Here is a 26,981-nt window from a genome sequence, read left to right as displayed (position 1 = left end):
ACGACATGACGGCTCTCACTCTCGACGGCAAGGCCGCGGCGGCGGCGATCCGCGCCGAGCTCACTGAGCGGGTCGCCGCGCTCAAAGCGCGGGGCATCACCCCGGGCATCGCGACGGTGCTCGTGGGCGCCGACCCCGCCTCGCAGCTGTACGTGGGCATGAAGCACCGCCAGTCCGAGGCCATCGGCATGAACTCGATCCAGCGCGAGCTGCCCGCCGACGCCACCCAGGCCGACGTCGAGGCGCTGATCGACGAGCTCAACGCCGACCCGGCCTGCCACGGCTACATCGTGCAGCTGCCGCTGCCGCGCCACATCGACACCGACGCGATCCTCGAGCGCATCGACCCCGACAAGGATGCCGACGGCCTGCACCCCACCAACCTCGGGCGTCTCGTGCTCAACGTGAACACGCCGATCACCTCGCCCCTGCCGTGCACGCCCCGCGGCGTCATCGAGCTGCTCGTGCGCAACGGCTACGACCTCGCCGGCAAGCACGTCGTCGTCGTCGGCCGCGGCGTCACCATCGGCCGCTCGATCGGCCTGCTGCTGACCCGCCGCGAGTACAACGCCACCGTCACCCTCACCCACACCGGCACCGTCGACCTCGCCCAGCACCTGCGCCAGGCCGACGTCGTCGTGGCCGCCGCCGGCGTCAAGCACCTCGTGCGCGGCGCCGACATCAAGCCCGGCGCCGCCGTGCTCGATGTGGGCGTCACCCGCGAGACCGACCCCGAGACCGGCAAGAACAAGGTCTACGGCGACGTGCACCCGGATGCCGTGGAGGTCGCCGGCTACGTCTCGCCCAACCCCGGCGGGGTCGGGCCGATGACGGTCGCGCTGCTCATGACCAACGTGGTCGAAGCCGCCGAGCGTCTCGCCGGCTGAGCCGCGCACCACGGCATCCGCGGCTCTGCGGCCCGCCGTGCCGCCCGCAGCAGACCCGTCGCGTCAGGCGGTGAAGCGGGAGAGGAACTCGCGGGTGCGCGCCTCGCGCGGGGCCGTGAACAGCTGCGCCGGCGCACCCTCCTCGACGATCGCGCCGCCGTCGAGGAAGACCACGCGGTCGGCCACGTCGCGCGCGAACGACATCTCGTGCGTGGCCATCAGGATCGTCGCGCCGTCGGCGGCCAGCCCCCGCACGAGCTCGAGCACTTCGCCGACCAGTTCGGGGTCGAGGGCCGAGGTGATCTCGTCGAGCAGCAGGATCTCGGGGTCGGTCGCGATCGCGCGCACCAGGGCCACCCGCTGCTGCTGGCCGCCGGAGAGGCGGTCGGGGTGCTCCCTGGCCTTGTCGGCCAGGCCGATGCGTTCCAGCAGCGCGTGCGCGCGCTCCTCGGCCGCCGCCCGCGGCATCCGGTGCACGACGCGCGCGGCCAGGGTGACGTTGTCGAGCACCGTCAGGTGCGGGAAGAGGTTGTAGCTCTGGAACACGATGCCGATGCGCTGGCGGATGCCGTTGCCGTCGGCGCGCGGGTCGGAGATGTCGTCGTCGCCCAGCCAGATGCGGCCGTCGTCGATGGGTTCGAGCAGGTTGAGGCAGCGCAGCAGCGTCGACTTGCCCGAGCCGCTCGCACCGATGAGGGCGACCACCTCGTGGGCGGCGAGCTCGAGCGAGACGCCGCGCAGCACCTCGCGGTCGCCGAACGCCTTCCAGACGTCCTCGGTGCGCAGCAGGGCCGTCACAGGATCGACCCCGCCTGCTCGCGGCGCCGCAGACGCTCGGTGTACCAGTCGGTCAGCCGGATGGTCGGGATCGCCAGCAGCACGAACAGCACGCCGGCCACGACGTACGGCGTGAAGTTGTAGGCGAGGGAGGTCTCGGCCTGCGCGGCGCGCACGGCATCCATCGCTCCGAGCACGGAGATGAGGCCCACATCCTTCTGCATCGAGACGAAGTCGTTCATGAGCGGGGGCGTCATCTTGCGCAGCGCCTGCGGCAGCACCACGCGGCGCAGCGTCTGCACGTAGCCGAGCCCCAGCGCCCGCGCGGCGAGGCGCTGCGAGGGGTGCACCGAGTCGATGCCGGCGCGGATCACCTCGGCCACGTAGGCCGAGTAGGTGATGGTCACCGCCGTCACCCCCAGCACGACCGGCGAGATGCGCTGCTCCAGCAGGGTGGGGATGCCGTAGCCGACGAGGTAGAGCACGATGATCAGCGGCAGCCCGCGGAAGATGTCGGTGTAACCGGCAACGAGCGCGCGCACCGGGAAGAACACCGGCCCGCGCAGGGTGCGCAGCAGCGCCAGGGTGAGGCCGACCACGCCGACGGTGACCACCGAGATCAGCAGCACCTGCAGGTTCAGCAGGAACCCGTCCCACACCCGGGGGAGGGCGGCCAGGGCCGTGGCCGGGTCGAAGAACGACTGCTGCACCTGCGCCCAGCCGGGCGTGTTCAGCACCGTCAGCCAGGCGACGGCGGCGAAGGCCAGCGTCGAGGCGATGGCCACCAGCACCGAGCGCTGCGAACGGCGGCGCCGGTAGGCGCGGCGATCGAGCTCGAGCGCGCTCGGGCTGTGCGCGCGGGCGGTGTCGGAAGTCACAGGACGACGGTAGTCGACGCGGTGCGCCCGCCGGTGACGGCGGGCGCGGGCGTCACTTCAGGAGCGTGACGCCCTGACCCGAGCCCAGCCACTTGTCGGTGATCTCGGCGAGGGTGCCGTCTTCGCGCAGCTCGTCGACGGCGGCGGTCACGCGGGCCGTCAGCGGCGAGTCCTTGCCCAGCAGCAGGCCCCACTCGTCGGGCACACCCGCGGCGGGCAGCTCGCCGACGATGAACGAGTTCTCGATGTACTCGCTGGTCGCGTAGTAGGCGGTGGGGGTGTCGAGCACGAGGCCATCGATCTGTCCCGCCTCCAGCGCCGCGCGGGCGTCTTCGTTGGAGTTGTAGAGCTGCGCCGGCGTCGTGGGCTGCACGGCCTGCTCGACGGTCTGCGCGCTCGTGGAGCCGGCCATCGCACCCAGCAGCAGGCCCTTGGCGCCCTCGAGGGTGTCCACGCCCTCGGCGGCGGAGCCCTTGATGGCCACGATCGCCTGGCTGGCCTGGTAGTAGGGCGACGAGAAGTCGACGGCCTGCTTGCGCTCGTCGGTGATCGAGTACTGCTGGATGTTGAAGTCGAAGTCCTTCGGGCCCGGCGCGATCGCCGACTCGAACGAGGTGCGCACCCAGGTGACGTCCTCCTTCGCGAAGCCGAGCTTCTCGGCGACCGCGTAGGCGATCGCGGCTTCGAAGCCCTCGCCCGACTCGGGGTCGTCGTCGACGACGTAGGGGAAGTAGGCGACCTCGCCGGTGGCGATGGTCAGGGTGCCGGGGGTGATGTAGCCCTCGTCGTCGCCGGCGGCCGAACCGGATGCCGCGGGCGTGGCGCCCCCGGCGCAGCCGGCGAGCAGAAGGGCGGTGGCGGTGGCGGCGGCGGCGAGGCCGGTGCGCAGGATGGTGCGGGACATGTCGGGTCCTCCGGAAGTGGGAGCGCGGGGCGCTGCAGGGTGCGGCGCGGCCGGTGCTGTGTCGCCGCGCCCCTCCATCTTCCTCGACCCGCGCCGCACCGGGCGCGCTGCGCGACGATTCGTTACGCAGGCGACACGGCCGACGCCGGGATCGGCGCCCGCGCGGCCGGGCTCACACCGCCGCCGCGACCCGTGCGCGGGAGCCGCGTCGCCCGTCGCGGGCGCCGAGCGCGCCCACCTGGTCGAGCCACCGCTCGCGCCGGGCCCGGTCGCCCAGGCGGATGGGGGTCAGGCGCGTGATCCCGAGGGTGCGCACGCCGCAGTACCCCAGCGTCGCGCGGGTGAGGGAGGCCTCGGCGGCGCCGCGGTAGACGACCCGGTTCCACCAGCGGGGCGAGTCCATCGTCATGACCACCCGGGCGGTGCGGCCGGTGAGCAGGCGCTCGGGCAGCGCGGTGCCCTCGCGGTAGCGGAAGGTCGCGCCCGAGAGGAAGACGCGGTCGATGAAGGCCTTCAGCGCCGCCGGCATCGTGCCCCACCACTGCGGGTGGAAGAAGACCAGATGCTGCGCCCACCGCACGTCGTCGAGGTAGGCGGCCACATCGGCGTCCAGCGGCAGGTCGTTCCCGTCGCGCGGGGCGCGCAGCTGGTCGCGGCTGCGCGGGTGGGCGGGGATGGGGTCGTTCGCGAGATCGACCACCCGCACGTCGGCGCCGGCCTCCCGGGCCGAGCGGATGTAGGACGCGGCCAGGGCGTGCGTGTAGGTGTCCGGCAGCGGTGTGCCGATGACGACGAGGATGCGGGCGGTCATGCGGGCTGTCCCTTCTCGATCACGATCTGCGTGAGGGTGCTGAGGTGGCTGTTGAGGATGCCGGGAGCCACGGCATCCGTGGCCCGGGTCAGGCGCGGGTCGGCGAGCATCTCGGCGAAGTGCGCTTCGAGTTCGCCGCCGGCCTGCTGCACGAGGGCGACGGTCTGGTCGGTGGGCGCGAGCAGGATCTGCCGGCCCTGCCCCGGCGTGGCCACGACCCACCCGCCCGACACCAGCTGCGGCACCCGCTTGCTGACGGCGGCCTTGGTCACCCGCAGGCAGCGGGCGAGGCCGGAGATGTCGATCGGTGCCCTCTCGACGAGCACGTTGAGCACCTCGAACAGGTTGAACGAGATGCCGTGGACGCGGTGGAGGTAGTCGTCGGCGTACAGGTCGAGCTCGGCGACGAGCTCGTGCAGGGTCACGGTGATGCGATCGGCCATGCCCTGAGTAAACCAGTTGACTCAGCGAGAGTCAACAGGTTGACTCGTCGTGCGCGGAACGCTGTCCCCGCGCAGCGGATCGATCCGGGTCAGTGGATCGACACGAGGTCGCGCACGTCGTCGAAGGCGAGCTCGTCGACGACGGCCGACACCTCGAGGGTCACCAGGTCGGCGCGGCCGCTGAGCACCGTGAGGAACGCCGTGTCGGCGGCATCCCGGCCCGTGGCGATGCGCAGGAGGCTCTGCCGGGGCGCGAGGGCGGTGGCATCCACCACCCGCCAGGCGCCCTCGACCCAGGCCTCGGCGACGGCGTGGAACTCCATGGGGTGCAGCCCCGGCGCGTACACCGCGGCCATGCGCGCGGCGATGCCCCGCGCCCGCAGCAGCGCGACGCACAGGTGGGCGTAGTCGCGGCACACGCCCTGACGGCTGAGGAGCGTGCGCACGGCGCCGTCGGTCGGCAGCGACGACCCGGTGACGTAGGACAGGCGGGTGCCCACCCACGACGAGACCGCCGCGAGCAGGTCGATCGGGTCGTCGATGCCCGCGAACTCGGCGGCCGCGGTGGCGGCGAGGGTGTCGGACTCGACGTACCGGCTGGGCAGCCGGTACGAGAACAGGTCGTACTCGCGCCCGATGGTGTGCGCCCCCTCGCCCAGCACGTGCGCGTGGTACTCGGCGACGAACGTGCCCGCCGGCACCTGCACGCGGTGCAGGCGCGTGCCGCTGTGGTCGTGGAACTCCGAGGCGGTCACCGGCGCACCGTCGAGGGTGGTCGTGAGGCTCTCGTGGTCGGGCTCGTAGTGGGCCGAGACCGCCACCGACAGCACGAGCTCCGCGGGCTCGGTGACGGCCAGCTCCAGGCGACTGCGCACTTCTCGTTCCATGTCGCCAGCATGCCACCTGGGGGCGGGGGTTGCGGCGCGGTGTCACCGGGGCGCGGCAGGATGTGACCATGGATGCCGCGCACGTCCGCCACCTCCGCCAGGGCTCGCATCTGCTGCGCGCGCCCGCAGCCGACCTCGTGCGCACCGCGGCGCACATGACGGCCACCCAGGCGCAGGAGTTCTGGGGAGGGCGATGGGCCCTCGGCGTCCGCACCGCCGGGGCCCCGGTGCTCTCGCAGGTCGACGCCGCCTTCGACCGCGGCGAGCTCGTGCGCGCGTGGACGCAGCGCGGCACGCTGCACATCGTCTCCGCGCGCGACCTGGGCTGGATCCTGCAGGTCACCCGCGACCGCCAGCTGCGGCAGTTCGCCGGGGTGCGCCGTGCCCACGGCATCCCCGAAGAGCACGTCGACACCGCCGCGCGTGCGGTCACCGCCGCGCTCGCCGGCGGCAACCGGCTCACCCGCGCCGAGTTCGCCGCGGTGCTGGCCGGTGCGGGGGTCGAGCCCACCGGGATGCGGGCCAATCTGCTGCTGTCGGCGCTCGCCCTGCGCGAAGACGTCGTGCTGGGGCCGGTGATCCCGCGCGAGGGGGCGCCCACCCGCGACCAGTACCTCGTCGCCCCCGGCGACTGGATCGCCGACGCCGCGACGCCGGCCGACCCGGTCGCCGAGCTGTTCGTGGGCTACATCCGCTCCCACGGTCCGGCCGGCGTCGCCGACTTCGCGTGGTGGGCGGGGATGCCGCTGGGCGCGGCCCGCGCCGCGCGCGAGGCCGCCGGCGACCGCGTCGTCGACACCGGCGAGGGGATGCTCGTCGTGCCGGGCGCCGGGTCGGAGGCGGGCGTCGACGATGCGGACGAGGGCGGCGTGGTCGCCCTGCCGCCCTTCGACGAGTACTACCTCTCCTACGCCGACCGCACCCTCGCGTGCGCCGACGGCTTCACGGCGCGCGTGGGCCCCAGCATCCAGGGTCTCGTGCGCCCCGTGCTCGTCGCACGCGGCGAGGTGGCGGGGCTGTGGTCGCACTCGATGGCGGTGGGCCGCCACCACCGCATGCCGGTGGCCGAGCTGTTCGGTCACCTCGACGTCCCGGCATCCGAGGTCGAGGCGGCCCTGGCGCGGGTCTCGCGGTTCGTGCGGGGCTGAGCTCAGTCGACGTCGGCGTGACGGTCGAGGAACGCGTAGACCTCGCCGTCGTCGACGCCCGGGAAGGCGCCGCGGGGGAGCGGGCTGAACATCTGCATGTGCACGCGCGCGCTCGGCCAGGCCTTGCCCTCCCAGCGCCGGGTGAGGTCGGCGTCGGCGCTGCGGCAGCACGAGTCGTCGGGGCAGGTCGAGGTGGCGCGCTTCTGCGTCTCGCGCCCGCGGAACCAGCGGGCGTCGTCGAAGGGCACGCCGACGGTGATCGAGAACTCGCCGTCGGAGGTCGTGCCGGTCTGGCTCGAGCACCAGAACGTGCCGGCGGGGGTGTCGGTGTACTGGTAGTGCTCGGTGGTGCGGTTCTGCTCGGCGAACGCCGACCGCGCCGCGAACTTGCGGCACACCATCTGGCCCTCCACGGCGCCGGTGACATCCATCGGCAGCGGCAGCTCGTCGTTCTCGTACACGCGGGTGATCGCCCCCGAGCCGTCGACGCGGAGGAAGTGCAGCGGAATGCCCAGGTGCACCGTGGCGAGGTTGGTCAGGCGCATGCCGGCGGCCTCGTGGGTGACGCCGAACGCGTCGCGGAAATCCTCCACCGCGAGGTTCTTGTCCTTCTTGGCCTGGGCGAGGAAGGCCACCGCGTTGGTCTCGGGCATGAGGCAGCACGCCGCGAAGTAGTTGATCTCGAGGCGCTGCTGCAGGAAGTCGGCGTAGTCGGTGGGCGGCGTGTGGCCGAGCAGGCGGTGGGCCATGGCCTGCAGGGCCATCGAGCGCAGGCCGTGGCCGCCCGGGATCGAGGCCGGTGGCAGATAGATGCGGCCGTTCTCGAGGTCGGTGACCGAGCGGGCCGAGTGCGGCAGGTCGCTGACGTAGATGAGCTCGAAGCCCAGCTGCTGGGCCATGAGGCTGACGGTGCGGTGGGTCAGCGCCCCCGCCCCGTGGCCGGCCGACTTCAGCTGCTTCTCGGCGAGCTTCTCGATGTCGGGGAGGTAGTTGTCCTTCTCGCGCAGCCGCAGGCGCAGCTCGGTGTTGGCGCGGCGGGCCTCTTCGGGGGTGGCGATCGCCTCGCGTTCCCGCCGCTGCAGCTCGCGGTGCAGCCCCAGCACCGAGGCGATCGTCTCGTCGCTCATCGTCTTGGTGACCCGCACCGGCTCGATGCCCAGGCGGCGGAAGACGGGGCTCGTCTGCGCGCGCTTCAGCTCGAGCTCGAGCGCGGCGCGCGCGTTGGGCGGCTCCGCCGAGAGCAGGTCGGTCACGTCGGTGCCGGTGGCGTGCGCGATGGCCTGCAGCAGCGACAGCTTGGGCTCGCGCTTGCCGTTCTCGATGAGGCTCAGCTGACTGCCGGCGACCCCCACCAGCGCCCCCAGCTCGTCGAGCGTGTACCCGTGCGACACCCGCTGGTGACGGATGCGGTGGCCCAGGGTCGACAGTTCGAGCGCGGTCGGAGTCATTCCTTGAGCATACGGAAAGAAGTCACGTTCTTGCGCCCATAGAGCCTCGAAAGTCTGGGCGCGGGGGCGGAAAGTGGAAGAGCGGGCACGGCAGCCCGCAGGCCTCACCGGACGACCCGGCCCCGGCAGACGAAGGAGACGACATGGCCCTCGCGGACATCTTCACCCGACCGGTCCCCACGCGCGGATCGGGCTCCGCCCCCGCCGCGCCCGCCGCCCGCGCGCACGGTGCCCGCCCGGCGATGACCGGTGCCGCGGCCGAAGCGCTCGTCGCATGGGTCGACGAGATCGCCGCGCTCACCCGCCCCGACCGCATCCACTGGGTCGACGGGTCGGCCGCCGAGAACGACGCGCTGCTGCGCGAGATGGTCGACGAGGGCAAGCTCATCAAGCTCAACCCCGAGTGGCGACCGGGGTCGTACCTCGCCCGATCGCATCCGAGCGACGTCGCCCGCACCGAGGGCCGCACCTTCATCGCCTCCACGCGCGAAGAGGATGCCGGTCCCACCAACAACTGGGCCGCCCCCGACGAGATCCGCGCCACCATCACCCCGCTGTTCGAGGGATCGATGCGCGGACGCACCATGTACGTCGTGCCGTTCTCGATGGGCGCCGTCGGCGGGCCGCTGTCGCACATCGGCGTGCAGCTGACCGACTCGGCGTACGCCGTGGCATCCATCGGCATCATGACCCGCGTGGGCACCGAGGTGGTCGAGCAGATCGCCGCCGGCAAGCCGTGGGTGAAGACCGTGCACTCGGTGGGCGCGCCGCTGGCGCCCGGCGAGGCCGACCAGGCGTGGCCGTGCAACGACGAGAAGTACATCGTGCACTTCCCCGACACCCTCGAGGTGTGGTCGTTCGGCTCCGGCTACGGCGGCAACGCCATCCTCGCCAAGAAGTGCTTCGCGCTGCGCATCGCCTCAGTCATCGGGCGCGACGAGGGATGGCTGGCCGAGCACATGCTGCTCATCCGCGTGATCGACCCCCAGGGGCGCGCGTTCCACATCGCCGCCGCCTTCCCGTCGGCGTGCGGCAAGACCAACCTCGCGATGCTGCGCCCGACGATCCCGGGGTGGCGCGTGGAGACCCTCGGCGACGACATCGCATGGCTGCGCCCCGGCGACGACGGGCGGCTGTGGGCGATCAACCCCGAGGCGGGCTTCTTCGGGGTCGCGCCGGGCACCGGCCAGTCGACCAACGTCACGGCCGTCGAAACCCTCTGGGGCAACACGATCTTCACGAACGTCGCGCTGCGCCCCGACGGCGACGTGTGGTGGGAGGGGCTCACCGACGACGTGCCCGACGAGCTCACCGACTGGCAGGGCCGGCCGTGGACGCCGGCATCGGGAACCCCCGCCGCGCACCCCAACTCGCGCTTCACCGTGAGCGCCGGGCAGTGCCCCCAGATCGCCGGCGACTGGGACGAGGCGGTGCCGCTGGACGCGATCCTGTTCGGCGGCCGTCGCGCCACCAACGTGCCGCTGGTGGTCGAGGCCACCGACTGGACCCACGGCGTCTTCCTGGGGTCGACGATCTCGTCGGAGCGCACCGCCGCCGCCGAGGGCACGGTGGGCGAGCTGCGCCGCGACCCGTTCGCGATGCTGCCCTTCTGCGGCTACAACATGGCCGACTACTTCGGCCACTGGCTGAAGGTCGGGCAGTCGCTGCGCTTCGACCGCGCCCCGCGCATCTTCCAGGTCAACTGGTTCCGCAAGGGCGCCGACGGCCGGTTCCTGTGGCCGGGGTTCGGCGACAACGCCCGCGTCGTGGAGTGGATCGTCCGCCGCCTGCAGGGCGAGGTCGAGGCCGTGCCCAGCGCGATCGGACGTCTGCCGCGCACCGCCGACCTGAACCTCGACGGCATCGACGTTCCCGAGGCCGATCTCGAGGAGCTCTTCGCGATCGACCCCGACACGTGGCTGACCGAGGCCGACCTGACCGAGGAGTTCTACGCGACCTTCGACGGCCGTGTGCCCGCCGCCCTCGGCGCCGAGCTCGCCGCCCTCCGCTACCGCCTCACCCACTCCCGCTGACCCCCGGGCCTTCGCCCGGCCCGCGGCGGGTCAGACGAGGAGCTGGTGGCGGGCGAGCTCGCGATAGAGCGGGGTCGTGGCGAGCAGCTCCTCGTGCGTGCCCTGCCCGACGACCCGGCCCTTGTCGAGCACGACGATGAGATCGCTGTCGACCACGGTCGACAGGCGGTGGGCGATGAGCACGAGGGTGCGGCCGGTGGCGACGGCGTCGATCGCCTCCCGCATCCGCTGCTCGTTGACGCCGTCCAGCGACGAGGTCGACTCGTCGAGCAGCAGGATCGGGGGAGCGGCCAGCAGCGCGCGGGCGATCGCGAGGCGCTGGCGCTCGCCGCCGGAGAGCATCACGCCCGCCTCGCCGACGGGCGCCTCCAGGCCCAGCGGGCTGCGCTCGAGCACGTCGCCGAGGTTCACGGCGCGCAGCACGCGCTCGCATTCCGCGTCGTCCGCGAGCGGCGCGGCCAGGCGCAGGTTCTCGGCGAGCGTGCCGGCCAGGGTCGGCGCGTCCTGCTCGACGTAGCCGAGCTGCGCGCGCAGCCGGGCGCGGTCGATGCGGCGCACATCGGTGCCGTCGAGCAGCACCGCACCGGCATCCGGGTCGTAGAAGCGCTCGATGAGCGCGAGCGTCGTCGACTTGCCCGCGCCCGACGGGCCCACGAGGGCCACGCGGGCCCCGCGCGGCACCGAGAACGAGACGCCGCGCAGCACGTCGCCGTCGGAGCCTCCGACCTCCACGGCATCGGCGTGCACGTCGGCGAGGGTGCGGGCGGCCTCGGCCTCGGCGTCGCGCCGGGCGCGCACCACGGCGGCGGGGTAGGCGAACCGCACGTCGCGGAACTCGATCGCCGGGGCGTCGCGGGTGGCCAGCAGGTCGTCGAGCGTCTCGATGGGGCCGGTGAGGTCGGATGCCGGACGCGACGACTGCACGGAGGTGGCGATCGCGTCGTCGTCGGCGGTCTCGGTGGGCAGGTCGAGCACCTCCTGGATGCGACCGAGCGCGCCGAGCGCCTGGTTCACCGAGGTGATCGCGCCGAAGAACGAGCCGAGCGGGGCCACGAGCAGGAACAGGAACATCACGAAGGTCACCAGGCTCGCCACCGAGATGGCGCCGGAGGCGACGCGGTAGCCGCCGAGTCCGAGCACCACCAGCAGCGACACCTGCAGGGCGATGCCGGCGATCGGCACGACCAGGGCCGAGACCTTGGCGATGCGCACGCCGATGCCGTAGACGTCGGTGGCCACCGCGGTGACCGCGTCGGTCTCGCGCTCGGTGGCCCCGGCGGCGCGCACGGTGCGGATCGACCCGATCGCACGCTCGACCCCGGACGCCAGTTCGCCGACCTTCTCCTGCTGCTGCTGGGTGGCTTTGCGGATGCGGCCGCTGAGCAGCACGACACCGACCACCGAGATACCGATGACCCCGGCGATGGCCAGCAGCAGCAGCGGGTCGATGAAGGCCATCGCGAGGATCGCGCCGACGAACAGCAGGGCGTTGCCCACCGAGTCGGCCAGACCCTGGGTGAGCACCGCATAGAGCAGGGTCGTGTCGGTGCCCACGCGCGAGACGAGGTCGCCGGTGCGCCGGGCGTCGAACTCGCGGATCGGCAGGTGCAGGATGCGGGCGATGAGGCGGCGCCGGCTGGAGTAGACGACGGCGGTGCCGGTGCGCTGCAGCAGGTAGTGCTGGTATCCGCTGATCACCGAGGCGCCGACCACGAGGGCCACGATCGCCCAGATGAGCAGTCCGAGCGGCTCTTCGGCCTGCACGCGCGCGATCACCTGACCGACCAGCAGCGGCTGGGCGAGGGTGGTCACCGCGCCCACGATGCTCAAGACGACGATGAGCGCGACCACGCCGCGATGCTCGAAGATGTAGGGCAGCAGCTGCGAGAGGCTCGCGCGCGGGCCGTCTTTCGGGGCGGCGCCGCGACCGGGGCGGCGGGTGGGGCGGTCGGATGCGGACATGGGTGTGTGCCTCGTTCGTGCGGAAGTGGTTACCTTCGACCGTACTTCTTGTGCACGGCCTGCCTGCTCACGCCCAGGGCATCGGCGATGGCGACCCAGGAGTATCCGGCGCCGCGGGCGCGACGCACCTGCTCGGCCTCGGCCCGCGCGAGCACGGCGTGCAGCGCGGTCAGCGCGCGCAGCTCGGCCAGCGGTTCGCCGCCGTCGGCCTCGGCGATGGCGGTGCGGATGCTGTCGCTCATGGCGTCAACCCTAGTTGACACGACGCGAAGGTGTCAACGTGGATTGACATGCGTTCCGGATGCCGACGGTCGGACGCCGGGAGGGGGGTGCGTGTCGGAGGGCGGCGCTAGGGTGGTGCGGTGCCTGAACCCGTCATCTCCGCGCAGGGCCTGATCAAGGCGTACAAGGTCAAGGGCAAGCCCGACTTCGTCGCCGTCGACGGGCTGTCCTTCGACGTCGCGCCGGGGGAGTCGTTCGGGCTGCTCGGCCCCAACGGCGCCGGCAAGTCGACCACGATGAGGATGATCGGCGCGGTGTCGACCCGCACGAGCGGAGACCTGTCGATCCTGGGGCTCGACCCCGACGCCTACGGGCCCGAGATCCGCTCCCGCCTGGGCGTGGTGCCGCAGCAGGACAACCTCGACGGCGAACTGAACGCGCGCGAGAACCTCTACATCTACGGGCGATACTTCGGCCTGCCCGCGGCGGTGTGCCACCGCAAGGCCGACGAGCTGCTGGCCTTCGCGCAGCTCGAAGACAAGGCCAAGAGCAAGGTCGACCAGCTCTCCGGCGGCATGAAGCGGCGGCTCACGATCGCCCGCGGCCTCATCAACGACCCCCGCATCCTGCTGCTCGACGAGCCCACGACCGGCCTCGACCCGCAGGCGCGGCACGTGCTCTGGGACCGGCTGTTCCGTCTGAAGGAGCGCGGCACGACCCTCGTGCTCACCACGCACTACATGGACGAGGCCGAGCAGCTGTGCGACCGGCTGATCGTGGTCGACAAGGGCCGCATCATGGCCGAGGGCACGCCGGCCTCGCTCATCCGCGAGCACTCCAGTCGCGAGGTGCTGGAGGTGCGCTTCGGGTCCGACCGCAACGAGCAGGTCGCCGCCCAGCTGCAGGGCATCGGCGACCGCGTCGAGGTGCTCCCCGACCGCGTGCTCATCTACGCCGGCGACGGCGAGGCCGCCCTCGAGCGGGTGACCGCGGCCGGACTCCAGCCGATGACGAGCCTGGTGCGGCGTTCGTCGCTGGAAGACGTGTTCCTCCGCCTCACCGGACGGTCGCTGATCGAATGACGCTCCCGCAGACCCCCGATCCGCGGGGAACGGCCGAGGGGGGCCAGCCCACCCTCGATCAGCTGCGCGCCGAAGCGATGGCGTGGGGCCGCAAGCCGCGCCGCTACGGCAGCTGGTACGTCACCGAGCACATGGTGCGGGCGATGCGCGCCTACGGCTGGACGATCGTCGTCGGCGCCCTCGGGCAGCCGATCCTCTACCTGCTGGGCCTGGCGGTGGGGCTCGCCGCGCTCATCCAGATCCCGGTCGTCGACCATGGCGTCGAGGTCGACTACCTCGCCTTCGTCGCCCCGGCGCTGCTGGTGACGGCGGCCATCTCGGTGGCATCCGAAGAGCTGACCTACCCGGTGATGGCGGGGTTCAAGTGGCGCCGCTACTTCTACGGCTTCAACGCGTCGCCGCTGACGAGCCCGCAGATCGCCCACGGCGTGATCGCCGGCGCGACGGCGCGGATGGTCGTGGCCGTCGGCGCGTACTACGTGTTCATCTGGATCTTCGGCGCCGTCGCCCACCCCGAGACGGGCTGGCTGTCGATCTTCGCCGGTGTCGCCGCCGGCCTGGCCTTCGGCATCCCGCTGATGGCATATGCCGGCTCGATCGAAGACGACAAGGGCCAGTTCGCCCTCGTGCAGCGCTTCCTGTTCGTGCCGATGTTCCTGTTCTCGGGCACCTTCTTCGCGCTGGACACCCTCCCGCCGTGGCTGCAGTGGATCGGGTGGATCTCGCCGCTGTGGCACGGGTCCGAGCTCGGTCGCGCCGCGACCTACCACTCCGCGGTCGCGCCGTGGATGCTCGCCGTGCACATCGCCTACCTGCTGGTGCTGTGCGTCGCCGGCTACCTGTGGGGGCGCCGCGTGTTCACCGGAAGGCTCGCCGCATGAGCGCCGTCACCCCTGAGATCGACGGCCGCTCCGAGGCGCCGCGCCGCGCCGGCGGCGTGCGGGCGCTGTGGGCGGGCAACCCGCAGGCCGTGCTGCAGCGCGGGCTCATCGCCGCGCGCTCGTCGAGCTGGATCATCGTGGTCTCGGGGTTCTTCGAGCCCGTCTTCTACCTGGCCTCCATGGGCATCGGCCTGGGGCAGCTGATCGGCGACGTCGAGACGGCGCAGGGCATCCAGGTGTCGTACGCCGCGTTCATCGCCCCCGCCCTGCTGGCGGTGTCGGCCATGAACGGCGCCATCTACGACTCCACCTGGAACGTGTTCTGGAAGCTGCACTACGGCCGGCTCTACGAGGGGATGCTGTCGACCTCGCTCGGGCCGCTGGATGTCGCCCTCGGCGAGATCATGTACGCGCTGCTGCGCGGTCTGCTCTATGCCAGCGGGTTCATGATCATCATGCAGATCGCCGGGCTCAACCTCGCGTGGACGGCGGTGCTGGCCATCCCCGCGGTGCTGCTCATCGCCTTCGGGTTCGCGAGCCTGGGCATGGCCGTCACCAGCTACATGAAGACGTTCCAGCACATGGACTGGATCAACTTCGTGCTCCTGCCGATGTTCCTGTTCTCGGCCACCTTCTACCCGATCACCGTCTACCCCGAGTGGGTGCAGCAGATCGTCATGGCCCTGCCGCTGTGGCACGGCGTCGAGATGGTGCGCCAGCTCACGACCGGCATCATCACCCCCGACATCGGGTGGCACGTGCTCTACTACGTCGTCATGGTGGCGATCGGGCTCGTCTTCACCACCAAGCGGCTGCGGGCGCTGTTCCTGGACTGAGCCCGTCGCGACGCGGAAACGGCGGATGCCGTGGCGAGCGCGTGCGCGGTCAGAGCGAGCCGGTCGCCCCGGCGCCGATGTTGGTGTCGTACTCGACGTCTTTCGTCTCTTTCGAGAAGATCAGCGCGATGAGGGTGAGAACGCCCATCACCGACAGGTAGACGCCCACGAGCCCGGCCGAGCCGCCCGCGGCGGCCCAGAGCGTCACCGCGACGACCGGCGCGAGGGCGGCGCCGAGGATCGACGACAGGTTGTAGGCGATCGCCGAACCCGTGTAGCGCACGTTGGTCGGGAAGAGCTCGGGCAGCACCGCGCCCATCGGGCCGAAGGTCGCGCCCATCAGCATGAAGCCGAAGACGAGGCCGGCCTGCACGAGCGCGCCGGTGAACTTGGGGTCGACGTGCGGGGCGAGGAACACGTTGAACGTGAGGCCGAACACGATGATGCCGACGGTCACCCAGATGAGCAGCTTGCGGCGACCCACCGAATCGGCGATGGGGCCCGACAGCAGCGTGAAGATGCCGAAGAACACGACGCCGATGATCTGCATGATCACGAAGTCGGTGTAGCCGAAGCCGAGGCCGGGAACGTAGGCGGCCGGGTCGAACGCGGTGCCGGCGGCCTCGGCGGTGGCCTGCGCCCCCTCGAGGGTGGGCTTGGTGGCGTAGGAGAGGGTGAAGCTCGTCATCAGGTAGAAGAGCACGTAGGTCGCCAGCATGATGAACGTGCCGAGGATGAGGTTCTTCCAGTGGTGGCGGATCACCGAGCCCAGGGGGAACTTGCGCACGGCGCCGGTCTTCTCCACGCGGGCGAACGCGTCGGATTCGACCAGGCGCAGGCGCACCCACAGGCCGACGATGACCATGACGGCCGAGAACAGGAACGGCACGCGCCAGCCCCAGGCCAGGAACTCCTCGGAGCGCTGTGCGCCGCCGTCGGGGTGGGGGAGGGCGAAGTTGATCAGCAGGAAGACGCCGTTGGCGATGATGAAGCCGATCGGTGCGCCCAGCTGCGGGAAGGTGCCGTACCAGGCGCGCTTGCCCTTGGGGGCGTTCTCGGTGGCCACCAGCGCGGCCCCCGACCACTCGCCGCCGAGCGCGAAGCCCTGCGCGAGGCGCATGACCAGCAGCAGCAGCGCCCCCCACCAGCCGATCTGGTCGAAGGTCGGCAGCAGGCCGATGAGGAAGGTCGCGATGCCCATCGTCAGCAGCGACGCCACGAGGGTCGCCTTGCGGCCGAACCGGTCGCCGAAGTGTCCGAAGACGATCGCGCCGATGGGGCGCGCCACCATCGCGGCGCCGAACACGCTGAACGAGGCCAGCAGGGCCGTCGTCTCGTTGCCGGTGGGGAAGAAGAGGATCGGGAAGACGAGCACCGCCGCCGTCGCATAGACGTAGAAGTCGTAGAACTCGATCGTGGTGCCGATGAGGCTCGCGGTGATGACACGCGAGCGCGGGTTGGCGGGGGTGGATGCGGGCGCGGCGGGCGCCGCGGTGGCGGAGGACATGAAGGGGGAGAACCTGTCGTCGAGGCGTGACAAGTCCGGGGTCGGACACAGCGGTGGCGGGCGTCCGGGGCAGGGGTGTTGCGGCGGGCGCCACGACGTTGGGCACCGCGGCGCCGGTGTGTTCACCGACGCACGATCTTCGATCCTACGCCGCTGCCGGGACGGTCAGGACCGGCGGGTGGGTGTGTGGGGTGCGGGTGGCCGGGTGCGGGTGGCCGGGGGCGGTGGCCCGCGGGGTCAGCGCCAGAGGAGCGCGAGCGCGGCGTTGAGGAGCGTGAGGATGCCGATGAGCCAGAAGATCGCCGGCGGCACCGAGCCGCTCTTGCGCTGACGCGCCGATCCGATGCCCAGCAGCGCGCCGATGATCAGCAGCACCACGAGCTTCACGCCGAGCTTCACGTAGTTCAGCTCGTACGAGATGCCCCAGGGGCCCGCGAGCGCGAGGCCGGCGACGGCGGCGATGGCCAGGCCCCAGCTCTGCAGGCGCGTGATGCGCCGCTGACCGAACGCCTCGACGACCCAGGCGCCGAACAGCACCGCGAATCCGACGAGGTGGACCAGGACGACGGCGTGGCGCAGGATCTCCATGCCCTCAGCTTAGCTGAAGGTTGCGGGTGGTCTGGGTGCGGGTGGGTGGTGGGTGGTGGGTGGGGTGCGCGGTGCTTGGTGCGCCGAGTGCGGGACGCGCCGGACGCTGACGTCCCGCACGCTGCGGGTGTTGGCCCGATAGCCCGCCGAATGTGGGACTCGCCGGATGGTGGGGTCCCGCAAGGTGCGGGTGTTGGGGCGTTGAGCCGCCGAATGTGGGACGTGCCAAATGCTGATGTCGCGCAAGCTGCGGGTGTTGGCGCGATGACCCGCCGAATGTGGGACCCGCAGCGCGCGCGAGTCCGGGGATGGCGGGTGCGTGCCCGTACCCACCGGTTGGGGGACGCCCGCGGCATCCGTGTTCCGCATATGACGGACGCCGGGGCTCTCAGCCCGCCGAATGCGGGACTTGCCGGATGCCCGCGTCCCGCAAGGTGCGGGTGTCGGGGTGATGACCCGCCGAATGCGGGACTCGCCGGACGCTGATGTCCCGCAAGCTGCGGGTGTTGGCGCGAGGACCCGCCGAATGCGGGACCCGCAAGGCGCCCCGGTCCGGAGGATGGCGGGTGCGTGCCCGTACCCACCGGTTGTGGGACGTCAGCGGCATCCGTGCCCCACGAACTGCGGATGCGGGTGCCGTAGGCCGCCGATTGCGGGACGCCCGTGGTATCCGTGTCACGCGAACTGCGGATGCGGGCGCGACGACCCGCAGTGTGCGGGACGCGCAGCACGTCCATGTCCCGCGGACCGCGGGTACCGGAGGTGCGACCCACCGAATGCGGGACGCGCCTCACACCTCTGTCCAACAACGAGCGGATGCCGGCGCTCGCACCCGCAGTTCGCGGGACGCGCCTCGCGCCGGTGTCCCACGAACCCCACCGCCCGCAGGACGGAACCCCCGCGAGCGGCCCAGCGCGCCTGTGCCCGTCAGCCGCGCAGGTCGCGGATGAGCAGGGCGGTGCGCAGGGCGGCGTCGGCGGCCTCGGCGCCCTTGTCTTCCTTCGAGTCGGGCAGGCCGGCGCGGTCGAGGCCCTGCTGCTCGTCGTCGAGGGTGAGCACGCCGAAGCCGACGGGCTTTCCGGTGTCGAGGGCGACGCGGGTGAGGCCGTCGGTGGCGGCGGCGGAGACGTACTCGAAGTGCGGGGTGCCGCCGCGGATGATGACGCCGAGGGCGACGACGGCGTCGGCGCCCGACTCCAGCGCCACCTTGCAGGCGACGGGGAGCTCGAAGGATCCGGGCACGCGCACCAGGCGCCAGGCCGCTCCGGAGGCTTCGAGCACGCGCTCGGCCCCGGCGATCAAGCCGTCGGTGATGACGTCGTGCCACTGGCCGGCGACGACGACGACCTTGAGGTCGGATCCGTCGATCGGGGCGGTGGCGGGGGCTCCGTGGCCGCTCATGCGTGCTCCTCCGTGCTCTGGGCGAGGGCGGCGTCGAGCTCGCCCGCGTCGATGATGTGCCCCATGCGGTCGCGCTTGGTGGCGAGGTACTGGTGGTTGTTGGCGCCGACGCCGACCAGCAGCGGCACCTGCTCGACGATGTCGAGGCCGAGGGTGCGCAGCTGGGTCACCTTGTCGGTGTTGTTGGTGAGCAGGCGCACCTGGTCGACGCCGAGGTCGGCGAGGATGCCGGCGGCGGCGGCGTAGTCGCGCGCATCGGCGGGCAGGCCCAGCGCCAGGTTGGCGTCGACGGTGTCCAGCCCCCGCTCCTGCAGGCTGTAGGCGCGCAGCTTGTTGATGAGGCCGATGCCGCGCCCCTCGTGTCCGCGCATGTAGATGACGACGCCGCCGTCCTTCTCGATCGCGTCGAGTGCGGCATCCAGCTGGGGTCCGCACTCGCACTTGAGCGAGCCGAACGCCTCGCCGGTGAGGCACTCCGAGTGCACGCGCACGAGCGGGGCGTCGGTGGCGAGGTCGCCCGAGACGACCGCGATGTGGTCGGTGCCGGTGACACGGTCCTTGTAGGCGAGGAAGCGGAACGAGCCGTGCGAGGTGGGCACCTGGGCCTCGGCGCGCAGGCTCACGCGCCTCCGGGCGTGCGCCGGGGCGGTGGCCTCGCGCGGGTCGACCTCGTCGAGGTGGGCGATGATCTGCTCGATGGTGATGACCGGCACGTCGTCGCGCGCGCCGAGCTCGATGAGTCCGGGCAGGCGCATCATCGACCCGTCGTCGGCGACGACCTCGGCGATCGCGCCGACCGGCGACAGGCCGGCCAGCTGCATGAGCTCGACAGCAGCCTCGGTGTGACCGGCGCGCTCGCGCACGCCGCCCTCGACGGCGCGCAGCGGCAGGATGTGGCCCGGGCGGATGACCGAGCCCGGCGTGCTCGCGGGGTCGGCCAGCACCGTGAGGGTGTGGGCGCGGTCGGTGGCGCTGATGCCCGTCGAGACCCGGTCGGCCGCGTCGACGCTGACCGTGTAGGCGGTGCCGCGGGCGTCTTCGTTGACCTCGACCATCGGGGGCAGGTCGAGGCGGTCGGCCCACTCGGCCGGCATCGGGGCGCAGATGAAGCCCGACGAGTGCCGCACCGTCCAGGCGATCCACTCGGGGGTGGCCAGCTCCGCGGAGAGGATGACGTCGCCCTCGTTCTCGCGGTTCTCATCGTCGGCGACGATGACGGGTCGTCCCGCGCGCAGGGCGTCGAGGGCGTCGGACAGGGTCGAAAGGCTCATCGGGAGCCTCCTTCGGTGGTGGGGGTGAAGCGGAGCAGGCGCTGCACGTGCCGCGCCAGGATGTCGGTCTCGAGGTTGAGGGGATCGCCCACGACGCGGGCGCCGAGGGTCGTGATGTCGAGGGTCTCGGGGATGAGGGACACCTCGAACCAGGGCGCGTCGGCGTCGGCATCCGACACGTCCGACACCGTCAGCGAGACGCCGTCGACGCAGATCGAGCCCTTGTCGACCACGAGCGGGGCCAGCTCCGCCGGCAGCGAGATGCGCAGCACGCGCCACTGGTCGCCGGGGCGCACCTCGACGAGCGTGCCGGTGCCGTCGACGTGCCCCTGCACGATGTGGCCGCCGAGGCGGGTGTGCGCGGCGAGGGCGCGCTCGAGGTTGACGGGGGATCCCTCGGCCAGCGCGCCGATCGTGGTCATGTCGAGGGTCTGGCGCATGACGTCGGCGGTGAACCAGTCGGGGCCCTGGTCGGCGACGGTCAGGCAGACGCCGCTGACAGAGATCGAGTCGCCGTGCTGGGCGTCGGACACCGCGAGCGCAGCGCGCACGGTCAGTCGCACGCCGTCGCCGGAGGGGGCGATCGCGGTCACGGTGCCGCGTTCTTCGATGATCCCGGTGAACATCAGGGGGTCTCCTTCGAGGATGCCGGATCCGTCGCGGATGCCGGATGGGCGACGATCAGCAGGTCGTCGCCGAGGGGGGTGACCGAGGCGATGCGCAGGCGTCGCTGGTCGGTGATGGTCTGAACGCCCAGGCCCCGCAGCGCGGGCCGGTCGGCGCCGTCGGGCCCGGCGCCGATGAGGGTGGGGGCGAGGTAGGCGAGCACCTCGTCGACGATCCCGGCGCGCAGGAATGCGCTGGCGATCGTCGGGCCGCCCTCGACGAACACGCGGTGCACGCCGAGGTCACGCAGCTGCGCCATGAGCGAGGGCTCGTTCGGGCTCTCGCCGCCGAGGTTCTCGCCGTCGCGGTGGAGGACGGGACGCGGGTGGCGGTGCACGAGGGCGCTCTCCGGCACGGCGCGCTGCCCGAGCACGACCGGCATCGGCTGGTGCTCGTACAGGGTGCCGTCGGGGCGGCGCGCGGTGAGGGCGGGGTCGTCGGCCAGCAGGGTGCCGGTGCCGACGACGATGGCATCCGCCTGCGCGCGGCGCTCGTGCACGTCGGCGCGGGCGGCGGGCCCGGTGATCCACTGGCTGGTGCCGTCGGCGGCGGCGGCGCGGCCGTCGAGCGACTGCGCCCACTTCACGCTCACGTGGGGGCGCCCCAGCCGCTGCACCGTCAGCCACGACGAGAGCAGGGCGGTGGCCGCGTCGTGCTCGACGCCGCCGACGACGTCGATGCCGGCAGCGCGCAGCCGCGCGGCGCCGCCCGAGGAGTTCTCCCCCGGATCGTCGACGGCGTAGACGACGCGGGCGACACCCGCGGCGATGAGGGCTTCGGCGCACGGACCGGTGCGGCCGGTGTGGTTGCACGGCTCGAGGGTGACCACGGCGGTCGCCCCGCGGGCGGCGCCGCCCGGCAGCTTCGAGAGGGCGTCGACCTCGGCGTGGGCGGTGCCGGCGCCGCGGTGCCACCCCTCGGCGAGCACGTCGCCGGCGGGGGAGAGGAGCACCGCGCCCACCTGCGGGTTGACGCCGCGCGGGCCACGCAGGGCGAGCGCCAGCGCCTCGCGCATGGCGGCTCGTTCGCGGTCTGTCGCTTCCATTCCCGGTCCTTCGGTGGGGCTCCGGGAGGAATGAGGGTGCGCACGCACGCGCGACACCGCTCGTGCTGCCTCCCATCCGGACTAGCGATCCACTCTCTGCGAGAGCGGGTCGCATCACCGTCGGTCCCGGATTTCCACCGGATCGGCCTCCCGTCAGACGAGAGGTTCGCGGACTGTCACCGCCGGTTCGGATTCCCACCGACCCCGGAGCACGTTGTGCTCACGAGTGTACTCAACGTCGGCTCGGCGCATTCATTCCGGATGACGGCGGATGTCGCCTCAGGCCGAGTCGCGCCACACCACGGGGCACTCCAGGCGCACCGCCTGGGCCGAGAAGTCGCCGGCGAGCTGGCGCAGCACGCTCAGGGCGGCCTCGCGCCCCAGCTCGGCCGCCGGCTGGTGCACGGTCGACAGCGGTGGGTCGCAGCGCAGCGCCCACGAGCTGTCGTCGAAGCCCACGACGCCCACGTCGCCGGGCACGGTGCGACCGGCCGCCCGGAGGGCCTCCATCGCACCGGCGGCCACCGCGTCGCTCGAGGCGAACACCCCGTCGATGTCGGGGCAGCGCTCCAGCAGTGCGCGCATGCCGCGCTCGCCGTCGGCGTGGCTGTAGAGGGGCACGCTCTCGACCAGCTGCGGGTCGAAGGACGTGCCGAGCGCGTCGACGAACCCCGCCAGCCGGTCGGCGCCGGAGTCGCGGTCGAGGGCGGCAGCCACCATGCCGATGCGGCTGCGTCCGGTGGCGGCCAGGCGCCGGGTGATGTCGCGGGCCGCGCCGCGGTTGTCGATGGCGACGAAGGCGGCGTCGCCGATGTCGCGAGGGTGGCCCACGAACGCGGCGGGGAGGTCCAGCGACGTGATCGCCTTGGTGATGGCATCCCCCTCGCGCGCCGAGACGATGATGACGCCGTCGATGAGCCCGCCGCTCAGGAACTTGGTGAGGCGCTCGACGTCGCGGCTCGAGTCGGCGATGAGGCAGGCCATCTGATAGTCGGCCTCCGACATCGCCTCGTTGGCGCCGAGCAGGATCGACGCGATGTTGGGGTCTTGCACGAACAGCGAGTGCGGTTCGTGCACGATGAGGCCGATCGCCTGCGAGCGCTGCATGACGAGGCTGCGGGCGGCGCGGTTGGGGATGAAGCCCACGCGCTCGATGGCCGCCTCGATCGCCGTGCGCGCGTCGTCGGAGACGTAGCGGCCGCCGTTGAGGTACCGGCTCACCGTGCCGCGGGAGACCCCGGCGTGCTCGGCGACGTCGATCACGGTCGCGCGGCGTCGTCGGCTGGTCTCCACGCGCCCATCGTATGCCCGCGGGCTGGGAGCGTGCACACCGACGCGGCACCCGTATTGACAGCGATTCCGGCGTATGCCTAGTGTGTACACGTTCACACACACTCAGCGCGGAGGAACACCGTCTGAGACTGTGCACGTTCACAGATTCGAGGACGACGGAATGACCACGCGGTATCGCCCCTTCACCCACGAGGGCATCGCCTATGGGTGCGACTACAACCCGGAGCAGTGGACTCCCGAGGTGTGGGACGAAGACATCGCCCTCATGCGCGAAGCCGGCGTCGACCTGGTCGCGATCAACATCTTCGGCTGGGCGCACGTGCAGTCCGGGCCGGGGGAGTTCGACTTCACGCTGCTCGACGACGTCATCGCGCGCCTGCACGCCGCCGGCATCCGGGTGAACCTCGGCACCGGCACCTCGTCGCCGCCGGCCTGGCTCACCCGCGCGCACCCCGAGGTGCTGCCGATGGCCGCCGACGGCACGCGCCGCTTCCCCGGGGGCCGTCAGGCGTGGTGCCCGAGCTCGCCGGTGTTCCGCAGCGCGGCGCTCGCGCTGGTGGCCGCCACCGCCGAACGCTACGGCGCGCACCCCGCGGTGGCGCTGTGGCACGTCTCGAACGAACTCGGATGCCACAACGCGCTGTGCTACTGCGACGTCTCGGCCGCCGCCTTCCGCCGCTGGCTGCGCGAGCGCTACGAGACCCTCGCCGCGCTCAACGGCGCGTGGGGCACCGCCTTCTGGAGCCAGACCTACCACGACTGGGAGGAGATCCTCCCGCCGCGGGCCACCATCTCCAGCCGCAACCCCGGCCAGGTGCTCGACTTCCACCGCTTCAGCTCCGACGAGCTGCTCTCCTATTACCGCGCCGAGGCCGACGTCATCCGCGCCCGGAGCGAGGTGCCGGTGACCACCAACTTCATGGTCACCGCCCACATCGACAGCCTCGACTACTGGTCGTGGGCGGGCGAGATGGACGTGATCGCCAACGACCACTACCTCGACCACCGGCTGGGCGACCCCACCACCGAGCTCTCGTTCGCCGCCGACCTCACCCGGGGACTGGCCCAGGGCGCGCCGTGGCTGCTCATGGAGCACTCCGTCGGCGCGGTCAACTGGCAGCCCCTCAACAAGCCCAAGGCCCCCGGCGAGGCGCTGCGCAACTCGCTCACCCACGTGGCCCGCGGCGCCGACGGCGTCTGCTTCTTCCAGTGGCGCGCCTCGGTGCAGGGCAGCGAGAAGTTCCACTCCGCGATGCTCCCGCACGCCGGCACCGACACGGCCGGCTGGCGCGAGGTCGTCGAGCTCGGCGGCATCCTCGACCGCATCGGCGAGGTCGCCGGATCGCGTGTGGTCGCCGAGGCCGCCGTCGTCTTCTCGTGGGAGGCCTGGTGGGCCTCGCAGAACGAGTCGCGCCCCAGCAGCCACCTCGGCTATCTCGACAAGGTGCACGCCGCCTACGGCGCGCTGCACGCGCTGGGCATCACCGTCGACGTCGTCGCGCCCGGCGCGCCCCTGTCGGACTACCGCCTCGTCGTCGTGCCGGGCCTGCACCTGGTGTCGCCGGCGGATGCCGCGGTGCTCACCGACTGGGCCCGTGACGGCGGCACGCTGCTGGTCACCTTCGACAGCGGCATCGTCGACACCGCCGACCGGGTCTACACCGGCGGCTACACCGGCCCCTTCCGCGAGGCGCTCGGGGTGGCCGTCGAGGAGTTCGCGCCGCTCGCCCCCGGCGAGCCGCTCACCCTGTCGTCGGGCCGCACCGCCACGCTGTGGTCGGAGCGGGGACGGGCCACCACCGCGGAGGTCGTCGACGCGTTCGTCGACGGACCCGCCGCCGGCTCGCCGGCGCTCACCCGCAACGCCTGGGGCGAGGGCGCCGCCTGGTACCTGGCGACCCTCCCGGGAGCGGCGGACTTCCGCGACATCGCCCGCCGGGTCGCCGCCGACGCCGGGCTCATCGGGCGCGCCGACGACCTGCCCGACAGCCTCGACCTGGTCCGGCGCCGCCGGGGCGCCACCGACTACCTGTTCGCGATCAACCACGGCCCCGACGCGGTGTCGGTGGCGGCGCGCGGCGACGAACTGGTCACCGGCAGCACCGCCGGTGGCACCGTGACGGTGCCCGCCGGCGCGGTCCGCATCATCCGAGAGGAGGCGACGGCATGACCGTCTCCGACGTGACATCCGCCCCGGTGCGGCGACGGGCCGGTGCGCCGCAGCGCCGCCGCCCGCAGCACCGCGGGGCGATCGCCCTGTTCACCGTGCCGTTCGGGGTGCTGTTCCTGCTCTTCTACCTGATCCCCATCGGCTACGCCATCTGGCAGTCGATGCTGGTGATCGAGCGCGACGGCACCTACGGCCAGCCGAAGCAGGTGTTCGGCGGTTTCGCGCAGTACGCGCTGGTGCTCCAGAACGCCCCGTTCTGGGAGTCGGTGTGGCGGGTGCTGCTGTTCGGCGTCGTGCAGGTGCCGGTGATGCTGGGCCTCGCGCTGCTGTTCGCGCTGCTGCTGGACTCGCCGCTGGTGAAGGGGCGGCGGTTCTTCCGCCTCGCCTTCTTCGCGCCCTACGCCGTGCCCGGCGTCATCGCCGCCATCATGTGGGGCTTCCTGTTCTCGCCGAACCTGTCGCCGTTCACCGACGTCACCCGCGCGATCGACTTCCTCTCGCCCGAGCTCGTGCTCTGGTCGATCGCGAACGTGGTCACCTGGGTCTACGTCGGCTACAACATGCTGATCATCTACTCGGCGCTGCTGGCGATCCCGCAGGAGGTGTACGAGGCGGCCCGCATCGACGGGGCCGGGCAGTGGCGCATCGCCTGGTCGATCAAGATCCCCATGGTCGCCCCCGCGCTCGTGCTCACCACGATCTTCTCGATCATCGGCACGCTGCAGCTGCTGGCCGAACCGCAGGTGTTCCGCTCCTTCAGCGCCGCCGTCTCGAGCACGTTCACCCCGAACATGACCGTCTACGCGACCAACGCCGTGCCCAACACCTCGCTGGCGGCGGCCTTCTCGGTCGTGCTGGCCCTGGCGACCTTCGTGCTGTCGTTCGCGTTCCTCAAGTTCACCCAGCGGAAGGCCGACTGATGTCCAGCATCCTCACCCGCACCCGCGGCGCCACCGCCGACGACCTGCCCACCGGTGCCGGCCGGGGCCCCCGCGAGAGCATCTTCTCGCGCAGCGCCGCCATGCTCGTGATGGTCATCGCGACCCTCTACTTCCTGGTGCCGATCTGGTGGCTGCTGATCGCCTCGTCCAAAGACCGCGGTCAGCTGCTGACGACCCCCGCCCTGTGGTTCGCCGACTGGAACCTGTTCGCCAACATCGCCGACCTGTCCGCCTACGGCGGCGGGGTGTACTGGCGGTGGCTGCTCAACTCGCTGCTGTACGCCGGCGTCGGCGCCGCCGTGGCCACGGTGCTGGCCGGCATGTGCGGCTACGCGCTGGCCAAGTACAACTTCCGGGGCCGCGAGGCGTTCTTCAACACGGTGCTCGGCGGCGTGCTGGTGCCGGCCACCGCGCTCGCGCTGCCGCTGTTCCTGCTGTTCAGCCAGGTCAACCTCACCAACACCTACTGGGCGGTGCTGCTGCCCAGCATCGTGAGCCCCTTCGGGGTCTACCTCAGCCGCATCTACGCGGCGGCGAGCGTGCCCGATGAGCTCATCGAGGCGAGCCGCCTGGACGGTGCCGGCGAGGTGCGCACCTTCTTCACGGTGTCGATCCGGCTGATGGCGCCCGCGATGGTGACGGTCTTCCTCTTCCAGTTCGTCGCCATCTGGAACAACTTCTTCCTGCCGCTGATCATGCTGCGCGACGAGGCCCTGTTCCCGGTGACCTACGGCCTCTACACCTGGAACACCCAGCTGAACCAGATTCCGGAGCTGCGCACGTACGTGCTCGTCGGCGCGCTCCTGTCGATCATCCCGCTCATCGTCGCCTTCCTGCTGCTCCAGCGGTTCTGGCGCACGGGCCTGGGCAGCGGATCGGTCAAGTAACTCCCTCGCCGCC

Annotated in this window: 25 protein-coding genes and 1 riboswitch; of the genes, 9 read left to right on the top strand and 16 right to left on the bottom strand. The window is 72.0% G+C overall.

Features of this window, described 5'->3' with window-relative positions; translation table 11 throughout:
- Positions 1–5 precede the first annotated feature (5 nt).
- Positions 6–887: a bifunctional methylenetetrahydrofolate dehydrogenase/methenyltetrahydrofolate cyclohydrolase gene (locus N3K63_RS00985; protein WP_261578098.1), complete on the top strand. Its 882-nt coding sequence runs from the start codon at positions 6–8 to the stop codon at positions 885–887.
- 63 nt (positions 888–950) lie between these two features.
- Here N3K63_RS00985 and N3K63_RS00980 read toward each other — a convergent pair whose 3' ends face one another.
- The 6 genes from N3K63_RS00980 to N3K63_RS00955 form a co-directional block, all read right to left on the bottom strand.
- Positions 951–1,685, bottom strand: a complete 735-nt coding sequence (locus N3K63_RS00980; protein ID WP_261578097.1) for an amino acid ABC transporter ATP-binding protein — start codon at positions 1,683–1,685, stop codon at positions 951–953.
- Positions 1,682–2,542 (bottom strand): amino acid ABC transporter permease, encoded by an 861-nt coding sequence (locus tag N3K63_RS00975; protein WP_261578096.1) that lies wholly within the window; start codon positions 2,540–2,542, stop codon positions 1,682–1,684. The genes N3K63_RS00980 and N3K63_RS00975 overlap by 4 nt, the downstream gene beginning before the upstream one ends.
- A gap of 52 nt (positions 2,543–2,594) precedes the next feature.
- On the bottom strand, positions 2,595–3,446 hold the full coding sequence (locus N3K63_RS00970; RefSeq protein WP_261578095.1) for an ABC transporter substrate-binding protein: 852 nt from the start codon (positions 3,444–3,446) through the stop codon (positions 2,595–2,597).
- A 172-nt stretch (positions 3,447–3,618) separates the two neighbouring features.
- Positions 3,619–4,257 (bottom strand): NAD(P)H-dependent oxidoreductase, encoded by a 639-nt coding sequence (locus N3K63_RS00965; protein ID WP_261578094.1) that lies wholly within the window; start codon positions 4,255–4,257, stop codon positions 3,619–3,621.
- The gene (locus tag N3K63_RS00960; protein WP_261578093.1) at positions 4,254–4,700 is read right to left on the bottom strand and encodes a MarR family winged helix-turn-helix transcriptional regulator; all 447 of its coding nucleotides are present in this window, start codon (positions 4,698–4,700) and stop codon (positions 4,254–4,256) included. Before N3K63_RS00960 ends, N3K63_RS00965 begins: the two co-directional genes overlap by 4 nt.
- Before the next feature lie 89 nt (positions 4,701–4,789).
- On the bottom strand, positions 4,790–5,587 hold the full coding sequence (locus N3K63_RS00955) for a transglutaminase-like domain-containing protein (protein WP_261578092.1): 798 nt from the start codon (positions 5,585–5,587) through the stop codon (positions 4,790–4,792).
- Between the two features lie 68 nt (positions 5,588–5,655).
- Here N3K63_RS00955 and N3K63_RS00950 point away from each other — a divergent pair, with 68 nt between their 5' ends.
- Positions 5,656–6,735 (top strand): winged helix DNA-binding domain-containing protein, encoded by a 1,080-nt coding sequence (locus N3K63_RS00950; RefSeq protein WP_261578091.1) that lies wholly within the window; start codon positions 5,656–5,658, stop codon positions 6,733–6,735.
- A gap of 2 nt (positions 6,736–6,737) precedes the next feature.
- Here the strand turns inward: N3K63_RS00950 and N3K63_RS00945 are convergent, their stop codons facing one another.
- Positions 6,738–8,183, bottom strand: coding sequence for an XRE family transcriptional regulator (locus N3K63_RS00945; RefSeq protein ID WP_261578090.1), 1,446 nt, complete (start codon positions 8,181–8,183; stop codon positions 6,738–6,740).
- A 143-nt stretch (positions 8,184–8,326) separates the two neighbouring features.
- Between N3K63_RS00945 and N3K63_RS00940 the strand changes: the two genes are divergently transcribed.
- Positions 8,327–10,216, top strand: a complete 1,890-nt coding sequence (locus N3K63_RS00940) for a phosphoenolpyruvate carboxykinase (GTP) (RefSeq protein ID WP_261578089.1) — start codon at positions 8,327–8,329, stop codon at positions 10,214–10,216.
- A gap of 30 nt (positions 10,217–10,246) precedes the next feature.
- Here N3K63_RS00940 and N3K63_RS00935 read toward each other — a convergent pair whose 3' ends face one another.
- A complete protein-coding gene (locus N3K63_RS00935) occupies positions 10,247–12,178 on the bottom strand; it encodes an ABC transporter ATP-binding protein (RefSeq protein WP_261578088.1) in 1,932 nt (643 codons plus the stop codon).
- 29 nt (positions 12,179–12,207) lie between these two features.
- Positions 12,208–12,420 (bottom strand): AsnC family protein, encoded by a 213-nt coding sequence (locus N3K63_RS00930; protein ID WP_261578087.1) that lies wholly within the window; start codon positions 12,418–12,420, stop codon positions 12,208–12,210.
- Between the two features lie 120 nt (positions 12,421–12,540).
- Between N3K63_RS00930 and N3K63_RS00925 the strand changes: the two genes are divergently transcribed.
- The 3 genes from N3K63_RS00925 to N3K63_RS00915 are packed head-to-tail and all read left to right on the top strand — an operon-like array spanning position 12,541 to position 15,199.
- Positions 12,541–13,482, top strand: a complete 942-nt coding sequence (locus N3K63_RS00925; protein WP_261578086.1) for an ABC transporter ATP-binding protein — start codon at positions 12,541–12,543, stop codon at positions 13,480–13,482.
- Entirely contained in the window at positions 13,479–14,363 is an 885-nt protein-coding gene (locus N3K63_RS00920; protein WP_261578085.1) for an ABC transporter permease, read from the top strand. The genes N3K63_RS00925 and N3K63_RS00920 overlap by 4 nt, the downstream gene beginning before the upstream one ends.
- Entirely contained in the window at positions 14,360–15,199 is an 840-nt protein-coding gene (locus tag N3K63_RS00915; RefSeq protein WP_261578084.1) for an ABC transporter permease, read from the top strand. The genes N3K63_RS00920 and N3K63_RS00915 overlap by 4 nt, the downstream gene beginning before the upstream one ends.
- A 49-nt stretch (positions 15,200–15,248) precedes the next feature.
- Here the strand turns inward: N3K63_RS00915 and N3K63_RS00910 are convergent, their stop codons facing one another.
- The 7 genes from N3K63_RS00910 to N3K63_RS00880 all read right to left on the bottom strand — a co-directional run bounded on the left by N3K63_RS00910 (position 15,249) and on the right by N3K63_RS00880 (position 22,970).
- On the bottom strand, positions 15,249–16,706 hold the full coding sequence (locus N3K63_RS00910) for an MFS transporter (protein ID WP_261578083.1): 1,458 nt from the start codon (positions 16,704–16,706) through the stop codon (positions 15,249–15,251).
- Positions 16,707–16,943: 237 nt separating this feature from the next.
- A complete protein-coding gene (locus tag N3K63_RS00905; RefSeq protein WP_261578082.1) occupies positions 16,944–17,294 on the bottom strand; it encodes a Fe-S protein in 351 nt (116 codons plus the stop codon).
- A 927-nt stretch (positions 17,295–18,221) separates the two neighbouring features.
- A complete protein-coding gene (ribH, locus tag N3K63_RS00900) occupies positions 18,222–18,695 on the bottom strand; it encodes a 6,7-dimethyl-8-ribityllumazine synthase (protein ID WP_261578081.1) in 474 nt (157 codons plus the stop codon).
- Positions 18,692–19,966 (bottom strand): GTP cyclohydrolase II, encoded by a 1,275-nt coding sequence (gene ribA, locus N3K63_RS00895; RefSeq protein ID WP_261578080.1) that lies wholly within the window; start codon positions 19,964–19,966, stop codon positions 18,692–18,694. Before ribA ends, ribH begins: the two co-directional genes overlap by 4 nt.
- The gene (locus N3K63_RS00890) at positions 19,963–20,592 is read right to left on the bottom strand and encodes a riboflavin synthase (protein ID WP_261578079.1); all 630 of its coding nucleotides are present in this window, start codon (positions 20,590–20,592) and stop codon (positions 19,963–19,965) included. Before N3K63_RS00890 ends, ribA begins: the two co-directional genes overlap by 4 nt.
- Positions 20,592–21,677, bottom strand: coding sequence for a bifunctional diaminohydroxyphosphoribosylaminopyrimidine deaminase/5-amino-6-(5-phosphoribosylamino)uracil reductase RibD (gene ribD, locus N3K63_RS00885; RefSeq protein WP_261578078.1), 1,086 nt, complete (start codon positions 21,675–21,677; stop codon positions 20,592–20,594). The genes N3K63_RS00890 and ribD overlap by 1 nt, the downstream gene beginning before the upstream one ends.
- 59 nt (positions 21,678–21,736) lie before the next feature.
- Positions 21,737–21,893, bottom strand: a riboswitch (FMN riboswitch).
- 63 nt (positions 21,894–21,956) lie between these two features.
- Positions 21,957–22,970 (bottom strand): LacI family DNA-binding transcriptional regulator, encoded by a 1,014-nt coding sequence (locus tag N3K63_RS00880; RefSeq protein WP_261578077.1) that lies wholly within the window; start codon positions 22,968–22,970, stop codon positions 21,957–21,959.
- Between the two features lie 160 nt (positions 22,971–23,130).
- On the opposite strand from N3K63_RS00880, the gene N3K63_RS00875 reads away from it, so the two are divergent.
- Genes N3K63_RS00875 through N3K63_RS00865 form a run of 3 tightly spaced genes read left to right on the top strand, consistent with a single transcriptional unit; the run spans position 23,131 to position 26,968 of the window.
- Positions 23,131–25,140, top strand: a complete 2,010-nt coding sequence (locus N3K63_RS00875) for a beta-galactosidase (protein ID WP_261578076.1) — start codon at positions 23,131–23,133, stop codon at positions 25,138–25,140.
- Positions 25,137–26,060 carry a carbohydrate ABC transporter permease gene (locus tag N3K63_RS00870; protein ID WP_261578075.1) on the top strand — a complete coding sequence of 308 codons (924 nt, stop codon included), beginning with the start codon at positions 25,137–25,139 and terminating at the stop codon, positions 26,058–26,060. Before N3K63_RS00875 ends, N3K63_RS00870 begins: the two co-directional genes overlap by 4 nt.
- A complete protein-coding gene (locus N3K63_RS00865) occupies positions 26,060–26,968 on the top strand; it encodes a carbohydrate ABC transporter permease (RefSeq protein ID WP_261578074.1) in 909 nt (302 codons plus the stop codon). The genes N3K63_RS00870 and N3K63_RS00865 overlap by 1 nt, the downstream gene beginning before the upstream one ends.
- Positions 26,969–26,981 lie beyond the last annotated feature (13 nt).

The organism is Microbacterium festucae, assembly GCF_025421715.1.
In the GTDB taxonomy this organism is placed as follows: Bacteria; Actinomycetota; Actinomycetes; order Actinomycetales; family Microbacteriaceae; genus Microbacterium; species Microbacterium festucae.
The sequence above is the reverse complement of the archived record's forward strand: the minus strand, read 5'-3'. Positions and strand labels throughout refer to the sequence as shown.